17 protein-coding genes and 2 other annotated features (1 of these 19 cut by a window edge) are annotated in these 18,874 nt (G+C 42.4%); all 17 genes read right to left on the bottom strand.

The window, feature by feature from the left end:
- Positions 1 to 192 (bottom strand) — a binding site (T-box leader) (it extends 57 nt beyond the left edge of the window).
- A 33-nt stretch (positions 193 to 225) separates the two neighbouring features.
- The 17 genes from ilvE to sigH all read right to left on the bottom strand — a co-directional run bounded on the left by ilvE (position 226) and on the right by sigH (position 18,872).
- Complete coding sequence (gene ilvE, locus AC3AQ9_RS19225) at positions 226 to 1,125, bottom strand: branched-chain-amino-acid transaminase (RefSeq protein WP_488309103.1); 900 nt, start codon at positions 1,123 to 1,125, stop codon at positions 226 to 228.
- Between the two features lie 336 nt (positions 1,126 to 1,461).
- Complete coding sequence (tuf, locus tag AC3AQ9_RS19220) at positions 1,462 to 2,649, bottom strand: elongation factor Tu (RefSeq protein WP_488309102.1); 1,188 nt, start codon at positions 2,647 to 2,649, stop codon at positions 1,462 to 1,464.
- A 115-nt stretch (positions 2,650 to 2,764) separates the two neighbouring features.
- Positions 2,765 to 4,843, bottom strand: coding sequence for an elongation factor G (gene fusA, locus AC3AQ9_RS19215; RefSeq protein WP_488309101.1), 2,079 nt, complete (start codon positions 4,841 to 4,843; stop codon positions 2,765 to 2,767).
- Between the two features lie 51 nt (positions 4,844 to 4,894).
- Positions 4,895 to 5,365, bottom strand: a complete 471-nt coding sequence (rpsG, locus tag AC3AQ9_RS19210; RefSeq protein ID WP_036803872.1) for a 30S ribosomal protein S7 — start codon at positions 5,363 to 5,365, stop codon at positions 4,895 to 4,897.
- Positions 5,366 to 5,409: 44 nt separating this feature from the next.
- The gene (gene rpsL / locus AC3AQ9_RS19205; RefSeq protein ID WP_300990945.1) at positions 5,410 to 5,829 is read right to left on the bottom strand and encodes a 30S ribosomal protein S12; all 420 of its coding nucleotides are present in this window, start codon (positions 5,827 to 5,829) and stop codon (positions 5,410 to 5,412) included.
- Between the two features lie 99 nt (positions 5,830 to 5,928).
- Positions 5,929 to 6,177, bottom strand: a complete 249-nt coding sequence (locus AC3AQ9_RS19200; RefSeq protein WP_488309100.1) for a 50S ribosomal protein L7ae-like protein — start codon at positions 6,175 to 6,177, stop codon at positions 5,929 to 5,931.
- A 133-nt stretch (positions 6,178 to 6,310) separates the two neighbouring features.
- The gene (gene rpoC / locus AC3AQ9_RS19195; protein ID WP_488309099.1) at positions 6,311 to 9,916 is read right to left on the bottom strand and encodes a DNA-directed RNA polymerase subunit beta'; all 3,606 of its coding nucleotides are present in this window, start codon (positions 9,914 to 9,916) and stop codon (positions 6,311 to 6,313) included.
- Positions 9,917 to 10,023: 107 nt separating this feature from the next.
- On the bottom strand, positions 10,024 to 13,578 hold the full coding sequence (gene rpoB / locus AC3AQ9_RS19190; RefSeq protein ID WP_488309098.1) for a DNA-directed RNA polymerase subunit beta: 3,555 nt from the start codon (positions 13,576 to 13,578) through the stop codon (positions 10,024 to 10,026).
- A gap of 215 nt (positions 13,579 to 13,793) precedes the next feature.
- Complete coding sequence (locus AC3AQ9_RS19185) at positions 13,794 to 14,396, bottom strand: class I SAM-dependent methyltransferase (protein ID WP_488309097.1); 603 nt, start codon at positions 14,394 to 14,396, stop codon at positions 13,794 to 13,796.
- A gap of 124 nt (positions 14,397 to 14,520) precedes the next feature.
- Positions 14,521 to 14,880: a 50S ribosomal protein L7/L12 gene (gene rplL / locus AC3AQ9_RS19180; protein WP_488309096.1), complete on the bottom strand. Its 360-nt coding sequence runs from the start codon at positions 14,878 to 14,880 to the stop codon at positions 14,521 to 14,523.
- 57 nt (positions 14,881 to 14,937) lie between these two features.
- The gene (gene rplJ / locus AC3AQ9_RS19175) at positions 14,938 to 15,438 is read right to left on the bottom strand and encodes a 50S ribosomal protein L10 (RefSeq protein WP_488309095.1); all 501 of its coding nucleotides are present in this window, start codon (positions 15,436 to 15,438) and stop codon (positions 14,938 to 14,940) included.
- A gap of 36 nt (positions 15,439 to 15,474) precedes the next feature.
- Positions 15,475 to 15,625: a sequence feature (ribosomal protein L10 leader region), on the bottom strand.
- Positions 15,626 to 15,667: 42 nt separating this feature from the next.
- Entirely contained in the window at positions 15,668 to 16,363 is a 696-nt protein-coding gene (gene rplA, locus AC3AQ9_RS19170; RefSeq protein ID WP_488309094.1) for a 50S ribosomal protein L1, read from the bottom strand.
- 105 nt (positions 16,364 to 16,468) lie between these two features.
- The gene (gene rplK, locus AC3AQ9_RS19165; RefSeq protein ID WP_052654209.1) at positions 16,469 to 16,894 is read right to left on the bottom strand and encodes a 50S ribosomal protein L11; all 426 of its coding nucleotides are present in this window, start codon (positions 16,892 to 16,894) and stop codon (positions 16,469 to 16,471) included.
- 162 nt (positions 16,895 to 17,056) lie between these two features.
- Positions 17,057 to 17,590 (bottom strand): transcription termination/antitermination protein NusG, encoded by a 534-nt coding sequence (gene nusG, locus AC3AQ9_RS19160; RefSeq protein WP_488309093.1) that lies wholly within the window; start codon positions 17,588 to 17,590, stop codon positions 17,057 to 17,059.
- A 104-nt stretch (positions 17,591 to 17,694) separates the two neighbouring features.
- Positions 17,695 to 17,880 carry a preprotein translocase subunit SecE gene (gene secE, locus AC3AQ9_RS19155; protein ID WP_488309092.1) on the bottom strand — a complete coding sequence of 62 codons (186 nt, stop codon included), beginning with the start codon at positions 17,878 to 17,880 and terminating at the stop codon, positions 17,695 to 17,697.
- 59 nt (positions 17,881 to 17,939) lie between these two features.
- The gene (gene rpmG, locus AC3AQ9_RS19150; RefSeq protein ID WP_488309091.1) at positions 17,940 to 18,086 is read right to left on the bottom strand and encodes a 50S ribosomal protein L33; all 147 of its coding nucleotides are present in this window, start codon (positions 18,084 to 18,086) and stop codon (positions 17,940 to 17,942) included.
- A 69-nt stretch (positions 18,087 to 18,155) separates the two neighbouring features.
- Positions 18,156 to 18,872 (bottom strand): RNA polymerase sporulation sigma factor SigH, encoded by a 717-nt coding sequence (sigH, locus tag AC3AQ9_RS19145; RefSeq protein WP_488309090.1) that lies wholly within the window; start codon positions 18,870 to 18,872, stop codon positions 18,156 to 18,158.
- Between the last annotated feature and the right edge of the window lie 2 nt (positions 18,873 to 18,874).

Raw genomic sequence — 18,874 nt, 5'->3', positions numbered from 1 at the left:
ATGGATAAGCTATGCTTATCCTTTTCTAACGGTAACCTAATCGAGCCGGCTACCGGGAATGCCTAAACGGTAAGAACCTTTCAGCACTCCACTCAGAGGGGATGTCGTAAATGGGAGTATTGCCGGCTTCCACCTATACCGGCTCTCTGTGAATACATTTTCCATTTACTTTAACCTCGTCATTGAATTAATATATGAAATTTTATTTATTTTGATTAGACCTTGTCAAACCACATTCAGATGTCCAGCATAAACTTTTACTCCGTCTTGCTGAACTAATTCACGGAAAGATACGAGCAAATCATTTGTTACAGGTCCTGGTTTTCCGTCTCCTATCACTCGTCCATCCACTTTAACGACTGCAATCACTTCTGCAGCTGTTCCAGTCAAGAAAACTTCATCAGCTACATAAACATCATGCCTTGTAAAAACAGCTTCCTGTACTTCATATCCTTTTTTAGCTGCAATTTCCATAATCGCGTTTCGGGTGATTCCTTCAAGCGCTCCTACATAACCAGGCGGTGTAAGAATTTTTTTCTTGCGTACGATGAAAATGTTGTCTGCTGAACCTTCTGCCACATAGCCTTGGTCATTAAGCATGAGTGCTTCTGATACACCGGCTAAGCTCGCTTCTATTTTAACTAAGATGTTATTCATATAGTTTAACGATTTAACCTTTGGGCTTAAAACGTCTGAGCGGCTTCGCCTTGAAGCAACGGAAACAATTTCAATCCCTGAATCGTATAAGGCTTTTGGAAATAGAGATAAGGGCTCTGCAATTACAATGACGTTAGGTGTTCCACAACTTAAAGGATCAAGGCCAAGATTTCCGACTCCTCTGGAAACAACGAGGCGAATATAAGCATCTTTTAATTTATTTTGGCGAAGAGTCTCTACAACCAAATTGGTCATTTCTTCGAAAGTGTGCGGAATTTCAAGCATGATTGATTTTGCTGAATCGTAAAGACGTTCTAAGTGTTCCTCTAATCGAAATACGTTTCCGTTGTAAGAACGAATTCCTTCGAACACTCCGTCTCCGTATAAAAACCCGTGATCATAAACTGAGACTTTAGCGTCTTCTTTTCTAACAAATTCACCGTTCATATAGATTACTTGTTGTTCCATACTTTCCACTTCTTTCTCCAAAAGTTTTATTCTTGCTCCTTAAGTTCTTATTTACCATCTGTAAATTGTTGTTATCATATCGCCTATTTTAAAGAGTGTCAACAGCGTTTGTTGGAGTTTTTAGTCTATTTTGAATATTATTCATTTATGTATCCGCTTCCAATGTCTCTAAATCAAGGTTTTGAGAGTTTTTAAAAAAGTGTGAACTTTTTTTGAATGCAGTATATTACATACTTCATATAAGCAAAAAAAGTGCAGACATGGGCCTGCTTTTAAGCATAAAAAAATCCCCTGGATCATTAAAAATGATCCAGGGGATTTGAAATTTAGCATTAATTACTTCTGAATTGAAGCAACAACGCCAGCGCCTACAGTACGGCCGCCTTCGCGAATAGAGAACTTAGTTCCTTCTTCAAGAGCGATTGGAGAAATCAAAGAAACTGTCATTTCGATGTTATCTCCTGGCATAACCATTTCTACGCCTTCAGGAAGGTTACAAACGCCAGTTACGTCAGTTGTACGGAAGTAGAACTGCGGACGGTAGTTTGTGAAGAATGGAGTGTGACGTCCACCCTCTTCTTTTGAAAGAACATAAACTTCAGCAGTGAATTCAGTGTGTGGAGTGATTGTGCCTGGTTTAGCCAATACTTGTCCACGTTGTACGTCGTCACGAGAGATCCCGCGAAGAAGAGCACCGATGTTGTCACCAGCTTCAGCATAATCTAACAATTTACGGAACATTTCTACACCTGTTACAGTTGTAGCTTTTGGTTCTTCAGTAAGACCGATGATGTCAACAGTGTCGCCGACTTTAACTTGTCCGCGTTCAACGCGTCCAGTAGCAACCGTACCACGGCCAGTGATTGAGAATACATCCTCAACAGGCATCATGAATGGTTTGTCAGTGTCACGTGTTGGAGTTGGAATGTACTCATCAACAGCATTCATCAATTCCATGATTTTTTCTTCCCACTCTGCTTCTCCTTCAAGAGCTTTAAGAGCAGAACCTTTGATAACAGGAATGTCATCGCCAGGGAAGTCATATTCAGATAGAAGATCGCGAACTTCCATTTCAACAAGCTCAAGAAGCTCTTCGTCGTCTACCATATCACATTTGTTCATGAATACTACTAGGTAAGGAACACCAACTTGACGTGAAAGAAGGATGTGCTCACGAGTTTGTGGCATTGGGCCGTCAGCAGCAGATACTACTAGGATCCCGCCGTCCATTTGTGCAGCACCAGTGATCATGTTTTTAACATAGTCAGCGTGTCCTGGGCAGTCAACGTGCGCGTAGTGACGTGAAGCAGTTTCATACTCAACGTGTGAAGTATTGATAGTGATACCGCGCTCTTTTTCTTCAGGTGCGTTATCGATTTGGTCATAAGAACGAGCTTCCCCGCCTGATGCTTTAGCAAGAACTGTAGCGATTGCAGCAGTTAAAGTTGTTTTACCATGGTCAACGTGACCGATTGTACCAATATTCGCATGTGTTTTAGAGCGATCAAATTTAGCTTTTCCCATTAGAAAAATCCTCCTCAAAATATAAGTTAATTAGGTGTTTGAAGCGCCGGAATAACAGGGCCCTATTATTCCAGGCATACAAACTATTTATACTTTATTAAAGATCAAATTTCAATTATTGACCTTTATTTTTTTTGATGATTTCTTCAGAAATTGATTTTGGTACTTCTTCATAGTGATCGAAGTGCATTGAGAACACACCACGGCCTTGCGTATTAGAACGCAATGAAGTTGCATAACCAAACATTTCTGCAAGAGGAACCATAGCACGGACAACTTGTGCGTTTCCGCGAGCATCCATACCTTCTACACGGCCACGGCGTGACGTAATGTCACCCATGATATCTCCAAGGTACTCCTCAGGGATAACAACCTCAACACGCATAATTGGCTCAAGAAGAACCGGGTTAACTTTAGAAATAGCATTTTTAAGAGCCATTGAAGCAGCTACTTTAAAAGCCATTTCGTTGGAGTCAACATCATGGTAAGAACCATCGAACAATTTAGCTTTGATATCAATCAATGGATATCCGGCAATAACACCGTTGTCTAGAGAGTCGCGAAGACCCGCTTCAACAGCTGGGATGTATTCACGTGGAACAACACCACCAACGATAGCATTTTCAAATTCAAAACCTGCTCCTTCTTCGTTTGGAGAGAATTCAATCCAAACGTGTCCGAATTGTCCGCGTCCACCAGACTGACGTACAAATTTACCTTCGACTTGTGCAGAGCTACGGAATGTCTCACGGTATGATACCTGAGGTGCACCTACGTTAGCTTCTACGTTAAACTCACGGCGCATACGGTCAACTAGGATATCAAGGTGAAGCTCACCCATACCCGCGATGATTGTTTGACCAGTTTCCTGATCTGTATGTGCACGGAAAGTTGGATCTTCTTCTTGCAATTTCGCAAGGGCTTGACCCATTTTGTCTTGGTCCGCTTTTGATTTCGGCTCTACTGACAATGAGATAACTGGTTCCGGGAATACCATGCGCTCAAGGATTACTTGGTTTTTCTCGTCACTCAAAGTATCTCCAGTAGAAGTATCTTTTAAGCCGATTGCAGCAGCGATATCTCCGCAATATACTTCAGAAATCTCTTCACGAGAGTTTGCGTGCATTTGCAGGATACGACCTACACGTTCACGCTTGCCTTTTGAGGAGTTCTGAACGTATGATCCAGATTTAAGAGATCCAGAGTATACGCGGAAGAATGTTAGTTTCCCTACGTATGGATCTGTCATAACTTTAAACGCTAGTGCAGAGAATGGCTCGTCTTCGCTAGGTCGACGAATTACTTCTTCTTCTGAATCAGGAAGAACACCAGTCATCGGTGGTACATCAAGTGGTGATGGTAGGTAATCAATTACTGCATCTAGCATTAATTGAACGCCTTTGTTCTTGAATGCAGTTCCGCATACCACTGGGTAAAACTCAACTGACAACGTTCCTTTACGGATTGCTGCTTTAAGTTCATCTACAGTGATTTCTTCCCCACCAAGATATTTTTCCATCAAGTCTTCATCCAGCTCAGCAACAGCTTCCACTAGTTTAGTGTGCCATTCTTCAGCCAGTTCTCTATAATCTTCAGGAATTTCTCCGTCAGTAATTTCAGTTCCCAAATCGTTTGCATAAAAACGTGCATTCATTTCAACAAGGTCAATAATCCCTGAGAAACTTTCTTCTGCACCGATTGGCAATTGAATTGGGTGAGCGTTTGCTTGCAAACGATCATGCAAAGTCTTTACAGAGTAAAGGAAATCTGCACCAATTTTATCCATTTTATTGACGAACACAACACGTGGTACACCATATGTTGTTGCTTGACGCCATACTGTTTCAGTTTGTGGTTCAACACCCGATTGAGCATCAAGAACTGTAACAGCACCATCAAGAACACGCAATGAACGTTCAACTTCAACAGTGAAGTCTACGTGTCCAGGAGTATCAATGATGTTGACGCGGTGCCCTTTCCAAGAAGCTGTTGTAGCAGCAGAAGTGATCGTGATTCCACGCTCTTGCTCTTGCTCCATCCAGTCCATTTGAGAAGCACCTTCATGCGTTTCGCCGATTTTGTGGATACGGCCTGTGTAATATAAAATACGCTCCGTAGTAGTCGTTTTACCGGCATCAATGTGTGCCATGATTCCGATATTACGTGTTTTGTCTAAGGAGAACTCTCTAGCCATGTTGTTTTTCTCCTTCCATCTCGGATTAAGATTTTAACATCTTGAAAGAAATTACCAGCGGTAGTGAGCAAACGCTTTGTTCGCTTCCGCCATTTTGTGAATATCTTCACGTTTTTTAACTGAAGCTCCAGTGTTGTTAGCAGCATCAAGAATTTCGTTAGCCAAACGCTCTTCCATTGTTTTTTCTCCACGCAGGCGTGAGTAGTTTACAAGGTAGCGAAGGCCTAGAGTTGTACGGCGTTCAGGGCGAACTTCAACCGGTACTTGATAGTTAGCTCCACCAACTCGGCGTGCGCGAACTTCAAGAACTGGCATTACGTTTGTCAACGCTTGTTCGTATACTTCAATTGGATCTTTACCACTGCGTTCTTTAACTAATTCGAACGCTCCGTATAGGATCTTTTGTGAAGTACCTCTTTTTCCGTCAACCATCATTTTATTAATTAAGCGTGTCACCAATTTGGAATTATAAATCGGATCTGGCAACACGTCACGTTTCGATACAGGACCTTTACGAGGCATGTGTGTTCCTCCTTTCAACGAAATCTCTTCGTTATTTCAAATAATTATTTTTTTACTTTTGGACGTTTAGTTCCGTATAAAGAACGGCTTTGCATACGGCCGTTAACTCCAGCAGTATCAAGTGCTCCACGTACGATATGGTAACGTACACCCGGTAAGTCTTTTACGCGTCCGCCGCGAAGAAGAACTACACTGTGCTCTTGAAGGTTGTGGCCTTCTCCAGGGATGTAAGCATTAACCTCAATTTGGTTTGTCAACCGTACACGTGCGTATTTACGCAAAGCAGAGTTCGGTTTCTTTGGTGTCATTGTACCAACACGTGTGCAAACTCCGCGTTTCTGAGGAGAGCTTACGTTAGTCTGAGACTTTTTAAAGCTGTTATATCCTTTGTTCAACGCTGGTGAGTCTGATTTAGTGCTTTTTGGTTTACGAGGCTTGTTAACTAATTGGTTAATTGTAGGCATCGATTTTTCCTCCTCTCAAAAGGTGTTCTAATTCCACATATCCAGGTGGTTCATTTTTTGGGTAAAAACAAAGTCTTTGTGTTTTTTACACAAAAACTGTCAGCCAGTAATCGCCACAGCAGCTGCTCCGACATGAATGCCGTATGCTTTGCCAAGCTTTAAGCGTGAATCTGCAAATTCGATCGGAATACCTTTTTCTCTAGCTAGTTGAATGATTTGTTCGGTCATTCGATCGTCCGCGTCCTTTGCCACTATTACTTCTTGGACAATACCGCTTTTCAATGCTTTTACTGTTTGCTTTGTACCTATGATTGTTTTACTTGCCTGCTTTACTTTTTCATAAGACATTTGCATATCCTCCAAAGTGTCAGACGGTTAAACCATCAACCCTCAACATATTATCATTGTATGAATTTGATGTCAACAGTATTCTCAAAAAATCCCGGGGAGTTTAGAAAAGAACTCCCCGGAAAAAGTTAGTTTATGATTCTGTGCCGACGATTTCTTGTTGCGCTTCTTTTTCACTTCGCGCAATTTTAATCTGGCGGTAACGCTGCATTCCTGTTCCAGCTGGAACAAGTTTACCGATGATGACGTTCTCTTTCAAACCTAACAACTCATCACGTTTCCCTTTAATCGCTGCATCTGTAAGGACGCGAGTCGTTTCCTGGAATGATGCGGCTGATAGGAATGATTCTGTTTCAAGAGAAGCTTTGGTAATACCAAGAATGACCGGGCGGCTTGTTGCTGGCAAATTGCCTTCTAAAACTGCTTTTTCATTCGCTTCTGAGAACTGGTGAATATCCAAAAGTGAACCTGGTAACAAGTCGGTATCTCCGGCTTCAATTACGCGAACTTTACGGAACATTTGACGAACCATAACCTCTACGTGCTTATCGCCGATTTCAACACCTTGCATACGGTATACTTTTTGAACTTCTTTCAGCAAATACACTTGAACAGACTGAACATCTTTTACTTGTAGCAATTGTTTCGGATCGATCGAACCATCAGTTAATACTTCACCTCGGCGGATAACATCATCCACTTGAACTTTTAGGCGGGCATTGTATGGCGCCAGGTATTTACGTGTTTCGACATCCCCTTGAATCGTGATCTCTTTTTGGCCTTCGCGAATTTCATCTACTTCGGTAACAGTACCGTTGATTTCAGAAATAACTGCTTGCCCTTTCGGATTCCGCGATTCAAAAATTTCTTGGATACGTGGAAGACCTTGTGTAATATCGTCTCCCGCAACTCCGCCTGTATGGAATGTACGCATTGTAAGCTGAGTTCCTGGCTCACCGATTGATTGAGCAGCAATAATACCAACCGCTTCGCCCACTTCGACTTCATCACCAGTCGCTAAGTTAATGCCATAACATTTCTTACACACACCATGTTTTGTATTACAAGTAAACGCAGAGCGGATTGTTACTTCCTTGATCCCTGCTTCCATAATTAAGCGAGTCAGGTCTTGAGTAATCAATTCGTCTTTTGCTACAATCACTTCTTTTGTTTCAGGATGACGGATTGTTTTCTTCGCATGGCGACCTACAATACGCTCATCCAGCTCTTCAATCACTTCAGTGCCTTCCATCAATGCTCCAACAAGCAATCCTCGGTCTGTTCCACAATCGTTTTCTCGGACGATAGCATCTTGTGCTACATCAACCAAACGACGTGTCAAATAACCTGAGTCTGCAGTTTTCAAGGCAGTATCGGCAAGACCTTTACGTGCACCGTGAGTAGAGATAAAGTATTCAAGTACCGTCAGACCTTCACGGAATGAAGATTTAATCGGAAGTTCGATGATGCGTCCAGCCGGGTTGGCCATTAGTCCTCGCATACCAGCAAGCTGAGTAAAGTTGGATGCGTTACCTCGGGCTCCGGAGTCACTCATCATATAAATCGGGTTCAATTTATCAAGAGAAGCCATTAGTTTTTCCTGAATGACATCTTTCGCATTACTCCAATGAGAGATGACGCGCGCATAACGTTCTTCTTCCGTAATCAATCCACGACGGAACTGTTTCATAACTTTGTCAACGTTTGCTTGTGCTTCAACAAGAATTTCATTTTTATCAGGAAGTACGACAATATCTGCAACTCCAACTGTAATACCAGCTTGTGTTGAGTATTTGAATCCAAGGGTCTTCATACGGTCAAGCATTCTTGAAGTTTCAGTAATATGGAAACGTTTGAATACTTCAGCGATGATTTCTCCAAGAATTTTTTTCTTGAATGGCGTTACCAGCTCAGCTTCCGCAATATGAGTACGGATATCTGTTGTAGTTGGCACGAAATATTTAGCTGGCGTTTCCACCTGCAAATTATAATCGGTTGGTTCGTTGATATACGGGAAAGACTCCGGCAGAATTTCATTGAAAATAATTTTACCGACAGATGTCAATAAAAGCATTTTGTTTTCTTCTTCTGTAAACGTCGGATTCTTTAAAGAACCAGCAAGAATTGCAATTCTTGTATGAAGGTGGACATGCCCTGTCTGGTAAGCAACAAGCACTTCTTCAGGCCCAGAGAATGTTGCGCCTTCACCTGTAGCTCCTTTGCGTTCAAGAGTTAAGTAATAGTTTCCTAAAACCATATCCTGAGATGGAGTTACAACTGGTTTCCCATCTTTCGGGTTCAAGATATTCTGCGCAGCAAGCATAAGAAGACGAGCTTCGGCTTGTGCTTCAGAAGAAAGCGGTACGTGAACAGCCATTTGGTCACCATCAAAGTCGGCGTTGTACGCAGTACATACTAATGGGTGTAGACGGATCGCTTTACCTTCGACAAGTGTTGGTTCAAATGCTTGGATACCAAGTCTGTGAAGAGTCGGTGCTCGGTTCAATAGAACCGGATGCTCCTTAATTACATCTTCAAGTACATCCCAAACTTCTGAATGCAAACGCTCGATTTTACGTTTCGCGCTCTTAATATTATGTGCAAGACCGCGTTCAACAAGTTCTTTCATTACAAAAGGCTTGAATAGCTCAATCGCCATTCCTTTCGGTAATCCACATTGATACATCTTCAAGTTCGGTCCTACAACGATAACGGAACGGCCTGAATAGTCAACACGTTTACCAAGAAGGTTTTGGCGGAAACGTCCTTGTTTCCCTTTCAGCATATGAGAAAGAGATTTTAACGGACGGTTACCCGGTCCGGTAACTGGACGGCCACGGCGCCCGTTATCAATTAACGCATCAACAGCTTCCTGAAGCATACGTTTTTCGTTTTGAACGATGATGCTAGGCGCACCAAGGTCTAACAAGCGTTTTAAGCGGTTGTTCCGGTTAATTACACGACGGTACAAATCGTTCAAGTCGGAAGTCGCAAAACGTCCGCCATCCAATTGAACCATCGGGCGAAGCTCCGGTGGAATAACCGGAAGAACATCAAGAATCATCCAATCCGGATTGTTTCCGGAGTTACGGAAAGATTCCACTACTTCAAGGCGTTTGATCGCACGTGTGCGGCGTTGTCCTTGAGCAGTTTTTAGTTCTTCTTTTAATGAATCTGTTTCGCGTTCAAGATCGATTTCCTGTAGAAGTCGTTTGATCGCTTCAGCACCCATTGCAGCTTGGAATTTTTTACCGAATTTATCGCGATAAGCACGATATTCTTTTTCCGAAAGAAGCTGTTTCTTTTCAAGCGGTGTATCCGCAGGATCGATTACTACATAAGAAGCGAAATAAATAACTTCTTCAAGTGAGCGCGGAGACATATCCAAGATAAGGCCCATGCGGCTCGGAATTCCTTTGAAATACCAAATATGTGATACAGGAGCTGCAAGTTCAATGTGGCCCATGCGCTCACGGCGTACTTTTGAACGTGTGACTTCAACGCCACAGCGGTCGCAGACTACACCTTTATAACGGACGCGTTTGTATTTTCCACAATGGCATTCCCAGTCTTTTGTAGGACCGAAAATACGTTCACAGAACAAACCGTCTTTTTCTGGTTTTAATGTACGGTAGTTAATTGTTTCTGGCTTTTTGACTTCTCCATAAGACCATGAGCGGATTTTATCGGGTGACGCTAATCCGATTTTCATATACTCAAAATTGTTAACATCTATCAAGGAGCCTACCTCCCTTTTGTCTCGAGTTTCTGTACGGCTTGTCCTCGTTTAAGACCAAGTGATTGGAAATCGGACGGCAGGCTTGGACCGTCCGCTTCCAAATTTTATCAATCAACTGTTCCAACAGGTGCTTCTGTATCTGCAATTGGCAAGATATTTAGTGAATCAGCAGGCTGAAGGTCTTCCTCTTCATCCAAATCACGCAATTCAATTTCTTCATCGTCAATTGTCAACATTTTAACATCCATACCTAAACTTTGAAGTTCTTTGATTAAAACTTTGAATGATTCCGGAACGCTTGGTTCTGGAACACTCTCGCCTTTAACAATTGCTTCATAAGTTTTAACACGTCCAACTACATCATCCGATTTTACCGTTAAAATTTCTTGAAGGGTATGGGCTGCGCCATATGCTTCAAGCGCCCAAACTTCCATCTCACCGAAACGCTGTCCACCGAATTGCGCTTTACCACCAAGTGGTTGCTGCGTAACCAGTGAATAAGGGCCTGTAGAACGGGCATGTAATTTATCATCAACCATGTGCGCAAGTTTGATCATGTACATGATTCCTACTGATACGCGGTTATCAAAGGCTTCTCCTGAACGGCCATCATAAAGGATGGTTTTCCCGTCACGAGGCATCCCGGCTTCTTCCATCGTTTCCCACACGTCTTCTTCATTGGCGCCGTCAAATACGGAAGATGCCATATGAATTCCAAGTGAACGAGACGCCATACCTAAGTGAAGCTCAAGTACTTGTCCGATGTTCATACGTGATGGTACGCCAAGCGGATTAAGCATGATGTCAACCGGAGTTCCATCCGGCATAAACGGCATATCTTCTTCTGGAAGGATACGAGAAATTACACCTTTGTTCCCGTGACGTCCAGCCATTTTATCTCCGACTTGGATTTTACGTTTTTGAACGATGTACGCGCGCACCAATTGGTTTACACCTGGTGGCAGTTCATCGCCATCTTCACGGTTGAAAATTTTCACGTCAAGGACGATTCCGCCAGCGCCGTGTGGCACTCGTAGAGAGGTATCGCGCACTTCACGTGCTTTTTCACCAAAGATCGCGTGCAAGAGACGTTCTTCAGCTGTCAGCTCAGTAACCCCTTTAGGAGTAACTTTACCTACCAAAATATCTCCGTCTTTCACTTCTGCGCCGACACGAATGATGCCACGGTCGTCGAGGTTGCGAAGTGCATCTTCACCGACATTCGGAATGTCGCGTGTAATTTCTTCTGGCCCTAGTTTTGTATCACGTGAGTCAGATTCATATTCTTCAATATGGACTGATGTATAAACATCGTCTTTCACCAAACGCTCACTCATGATGATCGCATCTTCATAGTTGAAGCCATCCCATGTCATGAATGCCACTAAAACGTTACGTCCTAGCGCCATTTCCCCGCGTTCCATTGAAGGACCATCTGCTAAGATATCACGAGTTGAGATACGGTCTCCCACTTTAACAATCGGGCGTTGGTTATAACTTGTCCCTTGGTTTGAGCGAACGAATTTTTGCAATTTATAAGAGGTAACATCGCCTTTTACTTCTCGGCCATCTACTTCTTCAATGCGGCGAACTTTAATTTCTCTTGCTTCTACAGACTCAACAATACCATCATGTTTAGCGATGACTGCTGCTCCTGAATCTCGTGCTGCCAAATGCTCCATTCCTGTCCCGACGAAAGGTGCTTCAGGATTTAACAACGGAACTGCTTGACGTTGCATGTTCGCTCCCATCAACGCTCGGTTGGAGTCATCGTTTTCAAGGAACGGAATACAAGCTGTCGCTACTGAAACTACTTGTTTCGGAGAAACATCCATGTAGTCAATGCGGTCACGTTTAATCAATGTGTTTTCCCCGCGGAAACGTGCCACTACTTCTTCTTCTACGAAAGAACCGTCATCAGATAACCGAGAGTTGGCCTGAGCCACTACATAATTATCTTCTTCATCGGCTGTCAAATAGTCGATTTGAGGTGTCACAACTCCTGTTTCCGGATCAACACGGCGATAAGGCGTTTCAATAAATCCGAATTTATTTACTTTCGCAAAAGTGGAAAGTGTATTGATCAATCCAATGTTTGGACCCTCAGGTGTTTCAATCGGACACATCCGGCCATAATGCGAGTAGTGAACGTCACGCACTTCAAAGCCGGCGCGTTCACGCGTCAAACCACCAGGCCCTAAAGCTGATAGACGGCGTTTATGTGTCAATTCACCCAATGGGTTTGTTTGGTCCATAAACTGGGAAAGCTGAGAACTACCAAAGAACTCTTTAATCGATGCAATAACTGGACGGATATTGATCAATTGCTGCGGCACGATAGCTTGCGTATCATTGATTGACATACGTTCACGAACAACGCGTTCCATACGGGACAAACCGATACGGAATTGGTTTTGCAGCAATTCTCCTACTGAACGAAGACGACGGTTACCCAAATGATCGATGTCATCTGTGTTTCCTACTCCGTAAAGAAGGTTAAAGAAGTAACTGATAGACGAAATGATATCCGCAGGTGTTACGTGTTTGATTTTATCTTCCACGTAAGCATTGCTAATAACATTGATTTCCTTTTGGTTTTCATCATTCGGGGCATAAATTTTAACTGACTGCAATGTAACATCGCCTTCAAGTACGCCACCTGTTTGAGAAACGGTGTGGAAATTCACTCCACTTTCCAAGTATGGGATTAAACGATCCAATACACGGCGGTCAATTACTGTCCCTGCTTCAACCAAAATTTCACCAGTTTCTGGATCAACTAAAGTTTCTGCAATCGTTTGATTGAAGAGACGGTTTTTAATGTGGAGTTTTTTGTTCATTTTATAGCGACCAACATTTGCTAAATCATAGCGTTTTGGGTCGAAGAATCGTGAGTACAATAAGCTCTTAGCACTTTCGACTGTCGGCGGTTCACCTGGACGCAAACGCTCATAAATTTCGAGCAATGCTTTTTCTGTGCTTTCTGTGTTATCCTTTTCAAGCGTGTTTTGCAGGTATTCGTTATCTCCAAGCAAATCAATGATTTCTTGGTCGGATCCGAAGCCAAGCGCTCTTAAAAGAACAGTTACCGGCAATTTACGCGTGCGGTCGATTCTGACATACACGACGTCTTTCGCATCTGTTTCATATTCAAGCCAAGCACCACGGTTCGGAATAACCGTAGCTCCAAAGCCTTTTTTACCATTTTTGTCGGTTTTGTCGTGGAAGTAAACACTTGGTGAACGCACTAATTGAGAAACGATAACGCGTTCAGCGCCATTGATCACAAAAGTTCCGGTTTCAGTCATTAATGGGAAATCCCCCATAAAGACATCTTGTTCCTTCACTTCGTCTGTTTCCTTGTTGTGAAGACGCACTTTTACGCGAAGCGGAGCTGCGTAAGTGACATCCCGTTCTTTCGATTCAGAGACTGGATACTTTGGTTCTGCGAGACTGTAATCAACAAACTCAAGCGAGAGATTTCCAGTGAAATCTTCAATCGGCGAGATATCTCGGAACATTTCGCGCAATCCTTCTTCGAGGAACCACTCATAAGACGCTGATTGAATTTCAATCAGGTTAGGAAGATCGAGCACTTCTTTAATTCTCGAAAAACTTCTACGTTGACGATGTTGCCCGTACTGAACTAGTTGACCTACCAACTTATTCACCCCTCAATAAAACGATTATAGGTCTTTGCGATTTCCACTAAATAGTGTATGATATCGAAAAGACAAAAAGAAAACGAGCCTAAATTCAACCCATTTTCGGTTTACCCGTGATTGTTTCTGTCGCCATGCTATGCCTGAAAAAGGGCAAACGACCTCAAAATAATAAATTTTGCATTTCATTATAATAACATAGACGTTTTGTCAAGTCAAACTTTTCTCGCCTCAAAAATAAAGTAACCTTTCTTTTTGTCAACTGTGCGACAATTACCGAAAAGCTCTTTTAATTTTTGCTCAGTCGAAGGAGCTCCTTGCTTTTTTTGAATGACAACCCACAACGAACCATCATCCTCTAATTTTTCATAAGCCTCTTCATAAAAACGGAATATCGTTTCTTTCCCAGCACGGATTGGCGGATTAGTCAGTATTGCCGAAAAACCTTCTGTTTTAACCGAAGACAGTCCGTCACTCTCATAAATGAGGACATTTGGAACACCATTCTTTTCAGTATTCTTTTTGGCCAATTCAATTGCCCGAGTATTTACATCTACCATATGAACTTCTTTTTGGGGAAGTGATTTCGCGATTGCCATTCCGATCGGTCCATATCCACACCCTACATCCAGAATAGGTCCAGCGAGCTGTGAGTCTTCAAATGCCTCAATCAATAAACGCGATCCGAAATCGACTTCACCTTTACTAAACACACCAGCATCTGTCTGAAAGTGGAATTTCTCACCACGCAATGTGTACGGCCATTCTCGAGGTTTACTTGCTGTTTGGGGATTTTTAGAATAATAATGTTGTGACATTTGGAGCCCTCCTTACCTTTATCTACCCTTCTTGGATCTGTCTGGCATCTCCAAATTTAGAAAGAAGAAAAAAGCTCGCCGGTGAATACGGACGAGCTTTCTTTCTGTTCGCAAATTAGTAAAATTACTTAACTTCTACTGTAGCGCCAACTTCTTCAATTTTAGCTTTAACTTCTTCTGCTTCTTCTTTAGAAACGCCTTCTTTAAGAGCTTTAGGAGCTTCGTCAACTAGTGCTTTAGCTTCTTTCAAGCCTAGGCCAGTAACTTCGCGAACTGCTTTGATAACTTTGATTTTTTGATCTCCAGCAGAAGCTAGGATTACATCAAATTCAGTTTGTTCTTCTTCAGCAGCACCGCCAGCAGCAGCTGCAGCAACTGGAGCAGCAGCAGTTACGCCGAACTCGTCTTCAATTGCTTTTACTAGGTCGTTAAGTTGAAGAACTGTCATTTCTTTAATCGCGTCTAAGATTTGTTCTTGTGTCATTATAGTTTCCTCCTATGGAAAGGTATTTTTTTGGTCGTGCTTTATCCGGCTAACTTATTAAGCGCCTTGTTCTTCTTTGCTGTCTGCAACTGCTTTTGTAATAGCAGCGAAGTTGCGGACTGGAGCTTGTAGTACGCTGAGTAGCATAGATAGTAGGCCTTCGCGTGATGGAAGTTCTGCCAATGCTTTTACATCTTCAGCAGATGCTACAGTTCCTTCGATAACACCCGCTTTAATTTCAAGGGCTTCGTTCTTTTTAGCGAAATCGTTGATGATTCGCGCTGGCGCTACTACATCTTCGTTAGAAAATGCAATCGCGTTTGGTCCTGTAAAGTGTTCGTTGATTGCTTCAAGTCCGTGCATTTCTGTTGCACGGCGAGTCATTGAGTTTTTATAAACTTTGAACTCAATCCCTGCTTCACGAAGCTGTTTACGAAGTTCTGTTAATTGAGCAACGTTCAAGCCGCGGTAATCAACAACTACAACAGAAGCTGCAGCGTTAAATTTGTCAGCGATCGTTTGCACAACTACTTTTTTCGTTTCAACTGCTTTAGTCATGTGGGCACCTCCTATAGATATTTTCATTCATACCGTCCGTCCATAAGAAAAGCCCCTGGTCTTTTAACAGACACAGAGGCATAAAGTCAGCATCAATAATGATGTTCACTGAATTCATCATGTCCTCGGCAGGGATAAATTAAGCGGCTAGCGCCCCTGCTGTCTGCGGTACAAATATACATTTCACAACTTCGCTATTATAGCAAAGCAAGAATGATTTGTCAAACTCTTATTTACCTACAGTGTTAGCGTCTACTTTTACAGCAGGCCCCATTGTAGTAGTTACGTTAAGTGACTTGATGTAAGTACCTTTAGCAGCCGATGGCTTCGCTTTAAGAACTACATCGTGGATAGCCGCTAAGTTTTCAGCAAGTTTGCTGTCATCAAAAGAGACTTTTCCGATTGGAGCATGGATGATACCTGTTTTGTCTGCACGGTATTCCACTTTACCTGCTTTGATTTCTTGAACAGCTTTCGTTACATCAAATGTAACTGTGCCTGTTTTAGGGTTTGGCATTAAGCCTTTTGGTCCTAAAACGCGTCCAAGTTTACCAACTTCACCCATCATGTCAGGAGTCGCTACGATCACGTCGAAGTCAAACCATCCTTGTTGGATTTTTTGGATATATTCAGCATCGCCAACGTAATCTGCGCCAGCTGCTTCAGCTTCTTTAATTTTATCGCCTTTTGCGAAAACCAATACGCTTTGAGTTTTACCAGTTCCGTTTGGAAGTACTACTGCTCCACGGATTTGCTGGTCGTTCTTACGAGTATCGATCCCAAGACGGAAAGCTACTTCTACTGTTGCGTCAAAGTTAACAATGCTAGCTTTTTTCGCAAGTTCGATCGCTTCTTTTGCTTCATATAATTTTGAACGGTCAATTAGTTTTGCTGCTTCTTGCAGCTTTTTGCCTGTTTTAGCCATTTTAAAACGTCCTCCTTGTTGTGGTCTAACGGTATGAACCTCCCACGATTAAAGGCTGCGCGGTTCATGTGAACTCACGCAACCCATCCAAAAACAACTACTGTATTAGTCTTCGATTGTAATGCCCATGCTGCGAGCAGTACCTTCAACCATCAACATTGCAGCTTCAACTGAAGCAGCATTTAGATCTGGCATTTTAGTTTCTGCGATTTCGCGAACTTGGTCGCGTTTCACAGTCGCTACTTTATTGCGGTTCGGTTCGCCTGAACCTGATTCAATACCAGCTGCTTTTTTCAAAAGAACAGCAGCGGGTGGAGTTTTCGTAATGAAAGTAAATGAACGGTCTTCAAATACCGAAATCTCAACCGGAATGATCAGTCCTGCTTGTTCAGCAGTACGTGCGTTGAACTCTTTACAGAAGCCCATGATGTTAACACCTGCTTGACCCAATGCTGGACCAACCGGCGGCGCTGGATTAGCTTTTGCTGCAGGGATCTGCAATTTTACAACTTTAATCACTTTTTTAGCCACGAAACACACCTCCTTAAGTCCGTGATGTGGTAATAGGGTTTCCCCTCCCACTCAATATCTCTGTCAACTATGTTGATAGAATTAGTTATCTTGTACAAATTGTCCTATGACAGTCTGACCTATGAAATAATACCACTTCCGCACCAGAATAGCAAGTGGCTTTTATACTTTTTGCACTTGATCGAAATCAAGCTCCATTTTTGTTTCTCGGCCAAAGATGTCGATAGATACTTTAACTTTGCCTTTTGTCTCGTCGATTTCTTCCACTTTTCCTTGGAAGTTCGCGAAAGGCCCTTCCATTACTTCAACCGTATCACTAATTGCGAAGTCGATTTCTACTTTGCGAGAAGTCATACCCATCTGTTTTAGGATGAACTCAACTTCTTCATCTAATAACGGAGTCGGCTTTGCACCTCCGCCTGATGATCCGATGAAACCTGTAACACCAGGTGTGTTTCTGACAACATACCAAGATTCATCTGTCATGATCAATTCAACTAAAACGTAACCAGGGAAAGTTTTGCGCATGACGGTGCGTTTTTTGCCGTCTTTAAAATCTGTTTCCTGTTCCTCTGGGATAATGACCCGAAAGATTTTATCTTGCATGCCCATTGTTTCTACACGCTTTTCCAAGTTAGCTTTTACTTTATTTTCGTAACCGGAATACGTATGGACTACATACCAATTTTTCTCCATAATCGTGCGGACTGTACGTCCATCCCTCCTTTTTTTCCAAATGAAAAAACCCGTTCTCAAAAACTGACGGGCTATTTTTTAACGTGTTATTCTTATTGACCGCATTAAAGCGCTAAGAACCATCGGAATAACTCCGAAATAACTGTATCAATCAATGCAAAGAAAAGAGCCATGAAGATTACAGTTGAAAGAACAACAATCGTGTAACGAGTCAATTCTTTCCGTCTAGGCCAGCTTACTTTTCTCATTTCCGAAACGACATTCTTAAAGAAACTGCCAATGTTGCCCATTGTTTAAAAAACCTCCGAAATTCAAAATTACTCTATATCGTTCGGCTTTCACTTAAAATTCATAACGTTTGTTTATGCACGGTATGCCCATTGCAATGAGCACAGAATTTTTTAAGTTCCAAACGTGTGCTAGATTCCTTTTTTGCCGGAATCGTGTAATTGCGGGATGCACATTTCGAGCAGCTTAAAACGATTTTTTTAGCCATTTTCCTCACCTATTCGAGTTTCCAGCTTTTTCAAGGGTATCACCTTAAAAGTCAGCTGTCAACTGCACTTTAAGACATGCGCGTCTCATCAAATTGAAGGTGCCGCTCCAACTTTCGCTTAACTCGCTGCAGAGCATTGTCAATCGATTTCACATGACGTTCCAACTTTTCAGAAATTTCCTGATAAGACTGTCCATCTAAATAAAGAGCCAGTACCTCTCGTTCAAGGTCACTCAAAACTTCTCCCATTTTAGCTTCCATGTACAAAAATTCTTCATTGTTGATCATCATTTCTTCCGGGTCATCAGCCCCGTTGCCTGTTAGCACATCCATTAAAGTCCGATCAGATTCTTCATCGTAAATTGGCTTGTCGAGAGATACATAAGAATTTAATGGAATATGTTTTTGCCGCGTCGCTGTCTTAATAGCTGTAATGATTTGACGAATGATGCATAATTCTGCAAAAGCCCGGAAAGAAGATAATTTTTCGCTTCTAAAATCCCGGATGGCTTTATATAAGCCAATCATTCCTTCTTGAATAATATCTTCTTTGTCAGCACCAATTAAAAAATAGGAGCGGGCCTTCATACGGACAAAATGCCGAAACTTCGTAATTAAAAAATCCAAGGCTTCAGTATTTCCGCTGTGGACTAAACTAACAAGTTCTTCATCTGTCATTTCTGTGAATCGCTGGGCTTGAACTTGCTCATGATTTACCACGGCTATCCCTCCGGTTGCGCGAGCCTCGATAACAACAGTATACAGGAAGAAAAAATTGAGCGTCAACC

This window comes from Planococcus sp. VCh962, assembly GCF_057748275.1.
The sequence above is the reverse complement of the archived record's forward strand: the minus strand, read 5'-3'. Positions and strand labels throughout refer to the sequence as shown.

Bases quoted from the DNA above. Each gene is read 5' to 3' on its own strand.
- tuf (WP_488309102.1), bottom strand. From the start codon at position 2,649: ATGGGAAAAGCTAAATTTGATCGCTCTAAAACACATGCGAATATTGGT.
- secE (WP_488309092.1), bottom strand. From the start codon at position 17,880: ATGGGCAACATTGGCAGTTTCTTTAAGAATGTCGTTTCGGAAATGAGA.
- rpsL (WP_300990945.1), bottom strand. From the start codon at position 5,829: ATGCCTACAATTAACCAATTAGTTAACAAGCCTCGTAAACCAAAAAGC.
- rplA (WP_488309094.1), bottom strand. From the start codon at position 16,363: ATGGCTAAAACAGGCAAAAAGCTGCAAGAAGCAGCAAAACTAATTGAC.
- rpsG (WP_036803872.1), bottom strand. From the start codon at position 5,365: ATGCCTCGTAAAGGTCCTGTATCGAAACGTGACGTGTTGCCAGATCCG.
- fusA (WP_488309101.1), bottom strand. From the start codon at position 4,843: ATGGCTAGAGAGTTCTCCTTAGACAAAACACGTAATATCGGAATCATG.
- rplJ (WP_488309095.1), bottom strand. From the start codon at position 15,438: ATGACTAAAGCAGTTGAAACGAAAAAAGTAGTTGTGCAAACGATCGCT.
- nusG (WP_488309093.1), bottom strand. From the start codon at position 17,590: ATGGAGAAAAATTGGTATGTAGTCCATACGTATTCCGGTTACGAAAAT.
- AC3AQ9_RS19200 (WP_488309100.1), bottom strand. From the start codon at position 6,177: ATGTCTTATGAAAAAGTAAAGCAGGCAAGTAAAACAATCATAGGTACA.
- ilvE (WP_488309103.1), bottom strand. From the start codon at position 1,125: ATGGAACAACAAGTAATCTATATGAACGGTGAATTTGTTAGAAAAGAA.
- rpmG (WP_488309091.1), bottom strand. From the start codon at position 18,086: ATGGCTAAAAAAATCGTTTTAAGCTGCTCGAAATGTGCATCCCGCAAT.
- AC3AQ9_RS19185 (WP_488309097.1), bottom strand. From the start codon at position 14,396: ATGTCACAACATTATTATTCTAAAAATCCCCAAACAGCAAGTAAACCT.
- rplL (WP_488309096.1), bottom strand. From the start codon at position 14,880: ATGACACAAGAACAAATCTTAGACGCGATTAAAGAAATGACAGTTCTT.